12 protein-coding genes are annotated in these 13,118 nt (G+C 53.3%); 11 read left to right on the forward strand and 1 reads right to left on the reverse strand.

What is annotated here, in order from left to right:
- The first annotated feature begins 62 nt into the window (after positions 1 to 62).
- From cmk to VW41_07245, 10 genes are all read left to right on the forward strand, one after another.
- A complete protein-coding gene (cmk, locus tag VW41_07200) occupies positions 63 to 746 on the forward strand; it encodes a cytidylate kinase (protein ID AJZ88834.1) in 684 nt (227 codons plus the stop codon).
- Positions 747 to 861: 115 nt separating this feature from the next.
- Complete coding sequence (gene rpsA / locus VW41_07205) at positions 862 to 2,535, forward strand: 30S ribosomal protein S1 (GenBank protein AJZ88835.1); 1,674 nt, start codon at positions 862 to 864, stop codon at positions 2,533 to 2,535.
- A 115-nt stretch (positions 2,536 to 2,650) separates the two neighbouring features.
- Entirely contained in the window at positions 2,651 to 2,935 is a 285-nt protein-coding gene (gene ihfB / locus VW41_07210) for an integration host factor subunit beta (protein ID AJZ88836.1), read from the forward strand.
- 247 nt (positions 2,936 to 3,182) lie between these two features.
- Entirely contained in the window at positions 3,183 to 5,405 is a 2,223-nt protein-coding gene (locus tag VW41_07215; protein ID AJZ91888.1) for a competence protein ComEC, read from the forward strand.
- Positions 5,406 to 5,442: 37 nt separating this feature from the next.
- Positions 5,443 to 7,191 (forward strand): lipid transporter ATP-binding/permease, encoded by a 1,749-nt coding sequence (locus VW41_07220; GenBank protein AJZ88837.1) that lies wholly within the window; start codon positions 5,443 to 5,445, stop codon positions 7,189 to 7,191.
- Complete coding sequence (lpxK, locus tag VW41_07225) at positions 7,188 to 8,171, forward strand: tetraacyldisaccharide 4'-kinase (protein ID AJZ88838.1); 984 nt, start codon at positions 7,188 to 7,190, stop codon at positions 8,169 to 8,171. Before VW41_07220 ends, lpxK begins: the two co-directional genes overlap by 4 nt.
- A gap of 43 nt (positions 8,172 to 8,214) precedes the next feature.
- Entirely contained in the window at positions 8,215 to 9,447 is a 1,233-nt protein-coding gene (locus tag VW41_07230) for a hypothetical protein (protein AJZ88839.1), read from the forward strand.
- Positions 9,448 to 9,495: 48 nt separating this feature from the next.
- Positions 9,496 to 9,678, forward strand: coding sequence for a hypothetical protein (locus VW41_07235; GenBank protein AJZ88840.1), 183 nt, complete (start codon positions 9,496 to 9,498; stop codon positions 9,676 to 9,678).
- Positions 9,675 to 10,421, forward strand: coding sequence for a 3-deoxy-manno-octulosonate cytidylyltransferase (locus tag VW41_07240; GenBank protein ID AJZ88841.1), 747 nt, complete (start codon positions 9,675 to 9,677; stop codon positions 10,419 to 10,421). The genes VW41_07235 and VW41_07240 overlap by 4 nt, the downstream gene beginning before the upstream one ends.
- A 137-nt stretch (positions 10,422 to 10,558) precedes the next feature.
- On the forward strand, positions 10,559 to 11,452 hold the full coding sequence (locus VW41_07245) for a hypothetical protein (GenBank protein ID AJZ88842.1): 894 nt from the start codon (positions 10,559 to 10,561) through the stop codon (positions 11,450 to 11,452).
- On the opposite strand, the gene VW41_07250 is transcribed toward VW41_07245, so the two are convergent.
- Positions 11,432 to 12,208 carry a hypothetical protein gene (locus tag VW41_07250; GenBank protein ID AJZ91889.1) on the reverse strand — a complete coding sequence of 259 codons (777 nt, stop codon included), beginning with the start codon at positions 12,206 to 12,208 and terminating at the stop codon, positions 11,432 to 11,434. The genes VW41_07245 and VW41_07250 overlap by 21 nt on opposite strands.
- Before the next feature lie 132 nt (positions 12,209 to 12,340).
- On the opposite strand from VW41_07250, the gene VW41_07255 reads away from it, so the two are divergent.
- Positions 12,341 to 13,117, forward strand: a complete 777-nt coding sequence (locus VW41_07255) for an SAM-dependent methyltransferase (protein AJZ88843.1) — start codon at positions 12,341 to 12,343, stop codon at positions 13,115 to 13,117.
- Position 13,118: the final 1 nt, after the last annotated feature.

A 13,118-nucleotide genomic window follows, 5' to 3' on the forward strand; every position in this document is an offset into this window, starting at 1 on the left:
CGGTTGCGGCGTATAATGCGCGGCGTTTACCACCCGCGAATCCAGCGATAGAGGAGAAAACGATGACGGCATCCGCCCCGGTAATAACGATTGATGGCCCAAGTGGCGCCGGTAAAGGCACGCTTTGTAAGGCCATGGCCGAAGCGCTGCAGTGGCATCTGCTGGACTCTGGTGCGATTTATCGCGTTCTGGCGCTGGCTGCGTTACATCACCATGTTGATGTGGCTTCTGAAGACGCACTCGTGCCTCTTGCTGCTCACCTGGATGTTCGGTTTATTTCTACCGATGGCAATCTTGAAGTGGTCCTGGAAGGGGAAGACGTTAGCGCTGAAATCCGCACTCAGGAAGTGGCAAACGCGGCTTCTCAGGTGGCTGCGTTCCCGCGCGTACGCGAAGCCCTGCTGCGCCGCCAGCGTGCTTTCCGTGAAGCCCCTGGCTTGATTGCCGATGGCCGGGATATGGGGACCGTTGTGTTCCCGGACGCGCCGGTGAAAATTTTCCTTGATGCCTCCTCTGAAGAGCGCGCCCACAGGCGCATGCTACAGTTGCAGGAGAAGGGCTTTAGTGTTAACTTTGAGCGCCTTTTGGCCGAGATAAAGGAACGCGACGATCGCGACCGTAATCGGTCTGTAGCGCCGTTAGTGCCTGCTGTTGATGCTTTAGTACTGGATTCAACCAGTATGAGTATTGAGCAAGTGATTGAAAAAGCGCTACAATACGCCCGCGAAAAGCTGGCGCTCGCTTGAGATAGCGACCCCATTTTGTAGTACCCCCGCTGCAACGGAGTGTGAGCGGGTATGTAAAACAACCCCATCCGGCATGAGGCCAGATGGACGTTAATCTAACTTTTGAAGATTAAACATGACTGAATCTTTTGCTCAACTGTTTGAAGAATCCCTGAAAGAAATCGAAACCCGTCCGGGTTCCATCGTTCGTGGCGTTGTTGTTGCTATCGACAAAGACGTCGTTCTGGTTGATGCGGGCCTGAAATCTGAATCTGCAATCCCTGCAGAGCAGTTCAAAAACGCAGCCGGCGAACTGGAAATCCAGGTCGGTGACGAAGTTGACGTTGCGCTGGACGCAGTAGAAGATGGCTTCGGCGAAACCCTGCTGTCCCGTGAGAAAGCTAAGCGTCACGAAGCTTGGATCACGCTGGAAAAAGCTTACGAAGAAGCTGAAACTGTGGTCGGTGTTATCAACGGCAAAGTTAAAGGTGGCTTCACTGTTGAGCTGAACGGTATTCGTGCGTTCCTGCCAGGTTCCCTGGTTGACGTTCGTCCAGTTCGTGACACTCTGCACCTCGAAGGCAAAGAGCTTGAGTTCAAAGTGATCAAGCTGGACCAGAAACGCAACAACGTTGTTGTTTCCCGTCGTGCGGTTATCGAGTCTGAGAACAGCGCAGAGCGCGATCAGCTGCTTGAAAACCTGCAAGAAGGCATGGAAGTTAAAGGTATCGTTAAGAACCTCACTGACTACGGTGCATTCGTTGACCTGGGTGGCGTTGATGGCCTGCTGCACATCACCGATATGGCATGGAAACGCGTTAAGCATCCAAGCGAAATCGTGAACGTTGGCGACGAAATCACTGTTAAAGTGCTGAAGTTCGACCGCGAGCGTACCCGTGTTTCCCTCGGCCTGAAACAGCTGGGCGAAGATCCATGGGTAGCTATCGCTAAGCGTTATCCAGAAGGTACCAAACTGACTGGTCGCGTGACCAACCTGACCGACTACGGCTGCTTCGTTGAAATCGAAGAAGGCGTTGAAGGCCTGGTTCACGTTTCCGAAATGGATTGGACCAACAAAAACATCCACCCATCCAAAGTTGTTAACGTTGGTGATGTAGTGGAAGTGATGGTTCTGGATATCGACGAAGAACGTCGTCGTATCTCCCTGGGTCTGAAGCAGTGCAAAAACAACCCATGGCAGCAGTTCGCTGAGACCCACAACAAAGGCGATCGCGTTGAAGGTAAAATCAAGTCTATCACTGACTTCGGTATCTTCATCGGCCTGGACGGCGGCATCGACGGCCTGGTTCACCTGTCTGACATCTCCTGGAACGTTGCAGGCGAAGAAGCAGTACGTGAATACAAAAAAGGCGACGAAATCGCAGCTGTTGTTCTGCAGGTTGACGCAGAGCGTGAGCGTATCTCCCTGGGCGTTAAACAGCTCGCAGAAGATCCGTTCAACAACTACGTTGCGCTGAACAAGAAAGGTACTATCGTTACTGGTAAAGTAACGGCAGTTGACGCGAAAGGTGCTACAGTTGAATTAGCAGATGGCGTAGAAGGCTACCTGCGTGCTTCTGAAGCTTCCCGTGACCGCGTTGAAGATGCAACTCTGGTTCTGAACGTTGGCGACGACGTTGAAGCTAAATTCACCGGCGTTGATCGTAAAAACCGTGTTGTGAGCCTGTCTGTTCGTGCTAAAGACGAAGCTGACGAGAAAGATGCAATTGCGACTGTTAACAACAAACAGGAAGAAGGCAACTTCTCTAACGCAATGGCTGAAGCATTCAAAGCAGCTAAAGGCGAGTAATCGTCCGAGCGTTGTATCCCGGCTTCTGCCAGGGTATAAAATCAGGGCGGCTTCGGCCGCCCTTGTTCGATTGAGAGCTGTAAGCTAATTTTCCTGAAAGGAAACCGGAGGAATCATGACCAAGTCAGAATTGATCGAAAGACTTGCAACCCAGCAATCTCACATCCCTGCGAAAGCAGTAGAAGATGCGGTGAAGGAAATGCTGGAGCATATGGCCTCTACGCTCGCCGAAGGTGAACGTATTGAAATCCGGGGTTTCGGCAGTTTCTCCTTACACTATCGCGCTCCTCGCACCGGACGTAACCCTAAAACCGGCGACAAAGTGGATCTGGAAGGCAAATACGTTCCTCACTTCAAGCCAGGTAAAGAGTTGCGTGACCGCGCCAATATTTACGGCTAATTCCCTGGAGTTAGCAAAAATGGCACCTCATTTGAGGTGCCATTTTTTTTACTAATTTTACTCTTTTGCGAGCCATTTCCAGAGGGCTCACGCAACATTGTTAAACCGGCCTCAACGTAGCCCAGGCCATCGCGTATTTCCCCGATCGCTTTCTGATTTAATCTCAATATTGCCGCACACTGCCTGCAACAAGGAGGTGGATGTGTTTTCAATTCCTGCCGTTGCTGGCGCCGTTCTGATCGGCGCTATGCCACTGTTATGGCTGCCGGTTATTCCGGAACAAAAGGATATTTTGCTGCTCCTGGCTGCTGCGCTGGCGCTGGCCTGCGTCTTTGGACGCGTCGTTTGGGGGCGCTATCTGGGGCTGTGCCTTTTATTTTTAAGCTGGAGCCTGTTGGACGCACGGCAAATGCTGGATATGTTCTCTGATTTTGAGACGAAGCCGCTGACTGTGCAGGTGAAAATGACGAAAAGCGATGGGGAAAAACGGCATGAGATGCGGATAGTTAAACGGGATGAGCGCTATCTTTTTCCTGCGCCGGGCGTTGTGTTGCGAAATAGCGTATTGCCTGAACCCGTTTGCGAAGGGCAGACGTGGTTAATGACGCTGCGGCTTCGCCCGGTGCATGGGCGCCTCAATGAAGGTATTTTTGACGGGCAGCGTTACGCACTTTCACAGCTGCTGCCGTTTAAGGGCCGGGTACTGAAGGCAAACCTGCTATCAGAAGGCTGCAATCTTCGAGGTAAATGGCTTCAGCAAGTCAAAAATTCCACCGCACATCTCCCATGGCAGGGGGTGATTATTGCCCTTGGCTTTGGGGAACGTATCCATGTCAGCGAAGACGTCAAAAGGATCATGCGTGATACCGGGACTGCGCATCTTATGGCCATTTCAGGGTTGCATATTGGGTTAGCCGGCGGGATTGGCTGGATTTTTGCGAGAGGAATGCAATTTTTTCTACCCGTCACGTTGATGGGGTTTCGTTTTCCTTTGTTGATGAGTTTTAGCGTTGCGCTATTTTATTCCTGGCTGTCGGGGATGAACCCGCCGGCGGTCAGAACGCTGGTTGGAATGGGGATCTGGGCGATATTACGTCTGAGCGGCAGAAAGTGGTCTTCCTGGGATGTGCTGCTGTGTTGTGTCGCCGGCATTGTGTTTAGCGACCCGATGGCGATTTTGTCTGAAAGTTTGTGGCTCTCAGCGTTTGCTGTCTGTGGGCTTATCTTTTGGTACCAATGGGTGCCGCTGCCACGCATGGCGATAAATCGTTGGCTTCGACCTTTTGCCGATCTGCTTTATTTACAAGCTGGCGTCACATTACTGCTCATTCCGCTTCAGGTGATTTTATTTCACGGTATCAGTATGACTTCGCTGGTCGCTAATCTCTTCGCGGTCCCCTTAATTACCCTCGTTAGCGTTCCCTTAATTTTAGCTGGCATGGTATTCGGAGAGGTTCCTGTCCTCGGGGCGTGGTTTTGGGCTCTGGCGGATAAGTCCCTTGCCGGAGTATTCGCCTTATTGGCTGAATTACCGGAGGGGTGGAAAGAACTGGATCGCCGCTATCAATTTCTGGCATTCATTGCCTGGTGGGCCATAGTGATATGGCGTTTCGGTTTTTGGCGAACATCTCCGGCTACCGTCGCGACGGCGTTGCTTTTGATGACGCTCCCTTTCTGGCGCAAACCAGAGACCAATAGCTGGGCCGTGCATATGCTGGATGTTGGTCATGGGCTTGCCATGGTTGTTGAGCGTGAAGGCAAAGCGTTGCTCTATGATACAGGCAATGTATGGCCTGGCGGCGACGCGGCAAAAACCGTGATTATTCCCTGGTTAAAATGGCGTAACCTGCAGCCGGAGCGGGTGATTATTAGCCATGAACATCTTGACCATATTGGTGGGCTGAAAAGCCTTAAACAGCAGTGGCCTGGGTTAAGTATTCGCAGTCCTCTCCGCTGGGCTGGGCATGAACCCTGTTTTCGTGGCCAGCACTGGGCATGGCGGGGGATTCAATTCGATGTACTGTGGCCGCCCGAAGAGTATGAGGGGAGCAGCAATAATCGCTCTTGTGTGGTTAAGGTAAGCCATGGAGGGGTTAGCCTCTTGCTGACAGGGGACCTGGAAGCAAGTGCAGAATTGGCTATGCTGAGAAAGCGTTGGCAGACGTTGGAGGTCAATATCTTGCAGGTGCCTCATCACGGGAGCCGAACGTCATCCAGTGGCCCTCTGCTGAGAGCTGTTTCAGGCCGCGTGGCGCTGGCCTCTGTTTCCAGATTTAACGCCTGGCGCTTACCGTCTTCAACAGTTATCGATCGTTACCGAAAATACGGTTATCAGTGGCATGACACGGCCCAGTCCGGGCAACTGACAATTGAAATAAAGGGTGATAAATGGCAAATCTTTGGCTTCAGAGAACAAATATTGCCCCGTTGGTATCATCAGTGGTTTGGCGTCACCCGTGATAATGGGTAGAATATGCGGCTATTTCATAAAAGGCTGGTTCGACTTAATGCAGAACGATAAAGATCTCTCCACATGGCAGACCTTCCGCCGGCTCTGGCCGATGATTTCTCCCTTTAGAACGGGTCTGATTGTGGCTGGGATAGCGTTAATCCTCAATGCGGCGAGCGATACCTACATGCTTTCGCTGCTTAAACCATTACTGGATGACGGTTTTGGTAAAACGAACTCTTCTGTACTGCTGTGGATGCCTCTGGCGGTGATTGCGCTGATGCTGCTGCGTGGCGTGACCAGTTATGTTTCAAGCTACTGTATTTCATGGGTGTCAGGCATGGTGGTCATGAACATGCGTCGCCGCCTGTTCAGCCACATGATGGGGATGCCGGTTTCATTTTTCGACCAGCAGTCCACCGGGACACTGCTTTCCCGCATTACCTATGACTCGGAGCAGGTTGCGTCTTCCTCCTCCGGGGCGCTGATCACCGTTGTACGTGAGGGTGCATCAATTATTGGCCTGTTTGTGCTGATGTTCTGGTACAGCTGGCAGCTTTCAGTGATTCTGATCGTGCTGGCTCCGGTTGTGTCCTTTGCCATTCGCTTTGTCTCTAAGCGCTTCCGTAATATCAGCAAAAACATGCAGAACACCATGGGGCAGGTTACAACCAGCGCAGAGCAGATGCTGAAAGGGCACAAAGAAGTGCTTATTTTCGGCGGGCAGCAGGTGGAAACCGACCGCTTTGACAAAGTCAGCAACCGCATGCGTAACCAGGGGATGAAGCTGGTCTCTGCTTCGTCTATCTCCGATCCCATTATTCAGCTCATTGCTTCCCTGGCGTTGGCTTTTGTTCTGTATGCCGCCAGCTTCCCAAGTGTGATGGAAACTCTCACTCCCGGTACCATTACGGTGGTGTTCTCCTCCATGATTGCGCTGATGCGTCCGCTTAAGTCACTGACTAACGTCAATGCTCAGTTCCAGCGCGGGATGGCGGCCTGCCAAACGCTGTTCTCTATTCTTGATTCTGAGCAGGAAAAAGACGGTGGTAAGCTGGTGATTGATCGCTCTAAAGGTGACGTTGAATTCCGCAATGTGACCTTCACCTACCCTGGGCGTGATACTCCAGCACTGCGCAATATCAACCTGACTATCCCGGCAGGAAAAACTGTTGCGCTGGTAGGGCGTTCAGGTTCGGGTAAGTCGACCATTGCCAGCCTGATTACGCGTTTCTACGAGCAGCAGGAAGGTGAAATCCTGATTGACGGGCACGATATACGTGAATACACCCTTGCGTCTCTGCGCAATCAGGTGGGGCTGGTGTCCCAAAACGTTCATCTCTTTAACGATACCGTGGCGAATAATATCGCCTATGCGCGTACCGGCGAGTATTCCCGTGAAGATATCGAAAAAGCCGCACGCATGGCCTACGCGATGGACTTCATTAGCAAAATGGACAACGGGCTGGATACCATGATCGGTGAGAATGGTGTGCTTCTCTCAGGCGGCCAGCGTCAGCGTATCGCAATCGCTCGTGCTCTGCTGCGTGATAGCCCAATCCTGGTTCTGGATGAAGCAACCTCTGCCCTCGACACTGAATCAGAACGCGCGATTCAATCTGCCCTGGATGAATTGCAAAAAAACCGCACGTCACTGGTGATCGCTCACCGCCTGTCGACGATTGAACAGGCTGACGAAATCGTGGTTGTCGAAGATGGTCGCATCGTCGAACGCGGGCCTCACCTGGAGTTGCTGGCTCATCGGGGCGTCTATGCCCAGCTACATAAGATGCAATTCGGCGAATGATTGAGCGTATCTGGTCGGGAAAATCGCCTCTCTACCTGCTGCTGCTGCCGCTTTCCTGGCTTTATGGCCTGGTGAGCGGCGTTATTCGCCTGTCTTATCGTATTGGTCTACGCGCGGTATGGCGTGCCCCTGTGCCTGTGGTTGTCGTCGGGAATCTGACCGCCGGAGGGAACGGGAAAACGCCTGTTGTTATCTGGCTTGTGGAGCAGCTACAGCGGCGCGGTGTGCGGGTTGGCGTTGTGTCCCGAGGCTACGGCGGAAAAGCTGCAGCTTATCCTCTGTTGCTTGACGTAAAAACCACTCCCTCTGAAGCGGGTGACGAACCGGTACTTATTTTTCAACGTACCGGGGCGCCCGTCGCCGTTGCCCCAAAACGCAGCGAGGCTGTAAAAGCCCTCATCGCGGCCGAAGCTCCGCAAATCATTATTACCGACGATGGTCTGCAGCATTACGCTTTGGCGCGTGATAAAGAAATCGTTGTTATTGACGGGGCGCGCCGATTCGGCAATGGCTGGTGGTTACCTGCCGGGCCGATGCGCGAAAGAGCGGGGCGTCTACGCAGCGTGGACGCAGTTATCGTGAACGGGGGGGAACCGCAGGCTGGTGAAATTGCCATGCGCCTGAAGCCTGGCCTCGCCATTAATCTCCTCTCCGGTGAACGTCGCCCGGTAACCGATTTTACTGACGTTGTGGCTATGGCCGGTATTGGGCATCCACCGCGTTTCTTTACCACGCTTGAGCAGTGCGGTATTACGCCGGTGAAAACCGTTGCACTGGCCGATCATCAGGCTATTACCGAACGGGATATGTTGACTATCGCGACGGCGGAGCAAGTCGTGCTGATGACGGAAAAAGATGCCGTAAAATGCCGCTCGTTTGCCGAAGGCCATAAAAACTGGTGGTATCTGCCAGTGGATGCCGAGCTTGATTCACCTCTCGCGGAAACGCTCCTCAAGGAATTACTCGGGCTGGTGCGTTAATCTTTGCGGCACCGGTTATTCGTTCGTTGATTACAGGTGTGCCATGACCGTTTCACAACTTTCATTACGAGCAGCCCGAAATCTTCACCTTGCAGCCCAGGGATTGCTCCAAAAACCTCGCCGTCGTGCACGGCCCTCTGATGTCACCGATGCAATTTCACGCATGTCGTTGCTGCAAATTGACACCATTAATATTGTGGCCCGCAGCCCTTACCTGGTTTTGTTCAGCCGCCTTGGGCAGTATGAGTCCGGCTGGCTTGACGGTGCCCTTGCGAGCGGGGAGCTTATCGAATACTGGGCGCATGAAGCCTGTTTTTTGCCGAAAAAAGATTTTGCGCTCATTCGCCATCGGATGCTGAGTCCTGAAAATATGGGCTGGAAATACCGCCCCGAATGGATGAATGAGCATGCGGAAGATATCAGCCAGTTACTCGCTTATATCAAAGAAAATGGCCCCGTCCGCTCCGCAGATTTTGAACACCCCCGTAAAGGGGCGAGCGGCTGGTGGGAGTGGAAGCCACAGAAAAAACACCTCGAAGGGTTATTTACCGCCGGGCAGGTGATGGTAACGGAGCGGCGTAATTTTCAAAGAGTATACGATTTAACCCATCGGGTTATGCCCCACTGGAACGACGATCTGCACCTGATTAAGCAGCCAGAAGCGGAGCAGTTGATGCTGGAAAACAGCGCCCGTAGCCTGGGGATCTTTCGTCCTGAATGGCTGGCCGATTACTACCGGCTGAAAAACCTGGCGTTAAAACCCCTGATAGAAAGTTGGCTTTCATCGGGGAATGTCATTGGTGTCCGGGTTGATAAGCTGGGGGATATGTTACTGCATCATTCGCTGCTGCCGTTACTTGAAAAAGCGCAGCAAAATCAGCTTAAAGCGACCCACAGCGCCGTGCTTTCACCGTTTGACCCGGTAGTCTGGGATCGCCGCAGAGCAGAGGTGCTGTTTAACTTTTCCTATCGGCTGGAGTGCTACACCCCGGCGGAAAAACGCCGCTATGGCTATTTTGTCTTGCCGCTACTGCATAAAGGCGTACTGGTCGGCAGGATAGACGCCAAAATGCACCGCAAGCAGGGGCAGTTAGAGGTGATAAGCCTCTATCTTGAAGAAGGCGTAAAAGTTACTGATGCTTTGCAGGAAGGCCTGCGCGGTGCGCTGACGGAATTTGCGCGCTGGCAATCCGCAACGCATCTTACCCTGGGAATTTTGCCTGCTGAATTAAGCGAAAGCTGGGGGCCCGGTTGGGAAATGGCCCCGGCTGGCTAGTCATTTATGCTATTCTGGTGCCGTTGATGGCACTCATCTGGAGTAATTATGGAAAGTCGTTTACTTGAAATCATTGCCTGCCCGGTCTGTAACGGCAAGCTCTACTATAACCAGGAAAAGCAAGAGCTTATCTGCAAGCCTGATGGTCTGGCCTTCCCGCTGCGTGACGGTATTCCTGTTCTGCTGGAAAGTGAAGCCCGGACGCTGACTTCAGACGAGACCAACCCATGAGTTTTGTCGCCATTATTCCCGCCCGATATGCGTCTACGCGTCTGCCGGGTAAGCCTTTAAAAGAGATTAACGGCAAAGCAATGGTTCTGCATGTGCTGGATCGCGCGCGTGAATCCGGGGCCGAACGTATCATCGTCGCGACCGATCATCCGGATGTGGCCCGTATTGTCGAAGCGGCAGGCGGAGAAGTTTGCCTGACCAGCCCCGATCATCAGTCCGGGACTGAACGCCTGGCTGAAGTCATTGAGAAATGCGGCTTCAGCGACGACACGGTAATTGTGAACGTGCAGGGCGATGAGCCGATGATCCCGCCGGTGATTATTCAGCAGGTTGCTAACAACGTCGCTACCAGTCAAGCCGGTATGGCGACGCTTGCGGTGCCTATCGAATCAGCGGAAGAAGCGTTTAACCCAAATGCGGTTAAGGTGGTCATGGATGCACAGGGCTATGCGCTCTATTTTTCACGCGCCACCATTCCATGGGATCGAGAGCGTTTTGCCGCTTCGCGTGAAGAGATTGGCGATACCTTCCTGCGTCATATCGGCATTTATGGCTATCGTGCCGGTTTCATCCGTCGCTACGTCAGCTGGGCACCGAGCCAGCTCGAGCAAATCGAAATGCTTGAACAGCTGCGCGTCTTGTGGAACGGCGAAAAAATTCACGTTGCCGTGGCGAAAGCCATCCCAAGTATTGGGGTGGATACCCCTGAAGATCTTGAACGCGTCCGTCTCGCGATGCGTTAATTCACCTTCAGCGTGATGAACAAAACCGGCTAACCATGCCGGTTTTTCTTTTTCTGAAACCCAATTGATCTGGAGTGGTGACAACTTCGCCTGGTGCGCTCATTATTAAATCAACAGTATTACCAGGGGAAATCGGTATGGAATTGCTGCGTAAGGAGCTAAGTCACCTGCTGGGTGAGAAATTAAGCCGTATTGAGTGCATCAGCGAACATGCGGAAACTGCGCTTTGGTCCCTCTACGACAGCGGTGGCCACGCGATACCGCTGCTCGCCAAGAGTTTTACCTCCCCGGGCCTGGCAACACAGCTGGCCTGGAAAATGTCGATGCTGGCGCGTTCTGGCACTGTCCGTATGCCAGTGGTGTACGGAGTGCTGACTCACGAAGAACATCCTGGCCCGGATGTTTTGCTGATGGAGCGCCTGCGAGGGGTTCCCGGAGAAGCGCCGACCCGCACGCCAAACCGCTGGGAGCAGCTTAAAGACCAGATTGTTGAAGGCCTGTTAGCCTGGCATCGCGTGGACAGCAGCGGCTGCGTGGGCAACGTTGACAGCACTCAGGAAAATATCTGGCCGCACTGGTACCGGCAGCGGCTCGAAGTGCTCTGGAGTACGCTTAATCAGTACCAGAACACCGGGTTAACCATGCAGGATAAACGTATTTTGTTCCGCACCCGCGAATGTCTGCCGCGCATGTTCGAAGACTTCAGCGATAACTGCGTGCTTATTCACGGCAACTTCTCTCTTCGCAGCATGCTCAAGGATCCCCGCAGCGATCAACTGCTGGCGATGGTGAATCCCGGGGTTATGCTTTGGGCGCCGCGGGAGTATGAGCTGTTTCGTCTGGCTGAACCCGGTCAGGCCGAGAGCCTGCTTTGGCACTATTTACAGCGTGCCCCGGTCGCAGAATCTTTCCTCTGGCGGCGCTGGCTATATGTGTTGTGGGATGAGGTGGCGCAGCTGCTGCAAACCGGTCGCCTGAATAGGCCGGTTTTTGACAACGCATCTAAGTCATTACTGCCCTGGCTCTCCTGAAGAACCTTTCAGCCACTGCCAGGCGCGCCCGAGGGTTTCGTAGCCTACGCGCTCGCTGTGCATCAGCCATACCGGGTCGGGAATAGCCTTTTCCCACGGATTTAGCGGAGAGGTTACTGCCAACTGGTTGGCCGGGGCAGGGAGAGGGTGCAGTCCGGCCCGGGTGAAGAAGATCATCGCCCGTGGCAGGTGCGAAGCGGACGTCACCAGAATAAAGGGCTGCTGGCCTATCAGGTTAGCCACGGCGTGTGCTTCCTCTTCCGTGTCTTTGGGCGTGTCCAGAGTAATGATGTCGTCTCTGGTAACGCCCAGACTTTCCGCAACTCTGGCTCCAGTCTCTGCGGCGCTCACGGGGTTAGTCCTGGCCCTCGCCCCGGTAAAGATAAGTTTTGCCCCCGGATTTAGCTGTTTCAGACGAATCGCCTCGGTGAGTCGCGGTAAACTGTTGTCGATCAGATTCGAGCTGGGGGCCCAGGCCGGGTTCCAGGTGTAGCCGCCGCCCAGCACAACGATGTAGCGAGCGTTATCGCCGTGCTGACGAGTGGCGTAAGTGTCTTCGATAGGTTTCAGCATCCAGTCCGCGACGGGCTGCAGGCTAATCAGAAAAAGTACCAGCCAGCTTGCCGTGAGTAACCCTTTGGCTGTTTTTTGCCAGCGGGTAAACCACAGCAGTGCCAGGGCCACGCCCATGGTTAACAGCAGGAAAGGCAGGGGAAGCAGCAGGCCACCAATGATTTTTTTCAGTATAAAAAGCATGAAATTAGGATCCTTTTTAACCATCCGGCAGGTAAACCTCCGTGATATTACACCAGATGGGTTCATTCTCGTCCCGGCTGTGCCAAAATAGCGCTTTTGTCAGATGACCTCTTTTGCCACGGAGCTGTACCCATGGGTGACCGCAATTTTGACGATATTGCCGAGAAGTTTTCGCACAATATCTATGGCACAACCAAAGGCCAGTTGCGGCAGGCGATCCTCTGGCAGGATCTGGATGCTTTCCTTGCGACACAGCCCGCAGCCTTAAAGGTGCTGGATGCCGGCGGTGGGGAGGGGCAAACGGCCACCCGTTTTGCTGAGCGGGGTCACGAAGTCGTGCTTTGCGATGTGTCCGCCGAAATGATTGCTCGTGCAAAAATGCTCGCTCAGGAGAAAGGTGTGAGCGACAACATGCATTTTGTACAATCTGCCGCTCAGGATATGGCTCAACATTTGGAAAGCCCGGTTGATCTGATATTGTTTCATGCGGTGCTTGAGTGGGTAACCGATCCTCAGGCCGTGCTAAAGGCGCTTTGGGATTGTTTGCGTCCCGGCGGCACTTTGTCGCTAATGTTCTACAATGCAAACGGCCTGCTGATGCGAAACATGTTTGTCGGAAACTTCGAATATGTGCTGCAGGGGATGAAAAAAAATAAGCGCAAAACCCTTTCGCCCGACAATCCGCTGCAGCCAGAACAGGTCTACCACTGGCTGGAGCAAATTGGCTGGCAAATTACCGGTAAAACCGGCGTGCGGGTGTTTCACGATTACCTGCGAGATAAACACAAACAACGAGATGGTTTTGACGATTTGCTGACGCTGGAGACGCGTTATTGTCGGCAGGAGCCGTTTATCAGTCTCGGCCGCTATATTCACGTAACCGCGTTTAAGCCGCAGAGCCAAGGATAAA

This window comes from Klebsiella michiganensis (assembly GCA_000963575.1).
Taxonomy (GTDB): domain Bacteria; phylum Pseudomonadota; class Gammaproteobacteria; order Enterobacterales; family Enterobacteriaceae; genus Cedecea; species Cedecea michiganensis_A.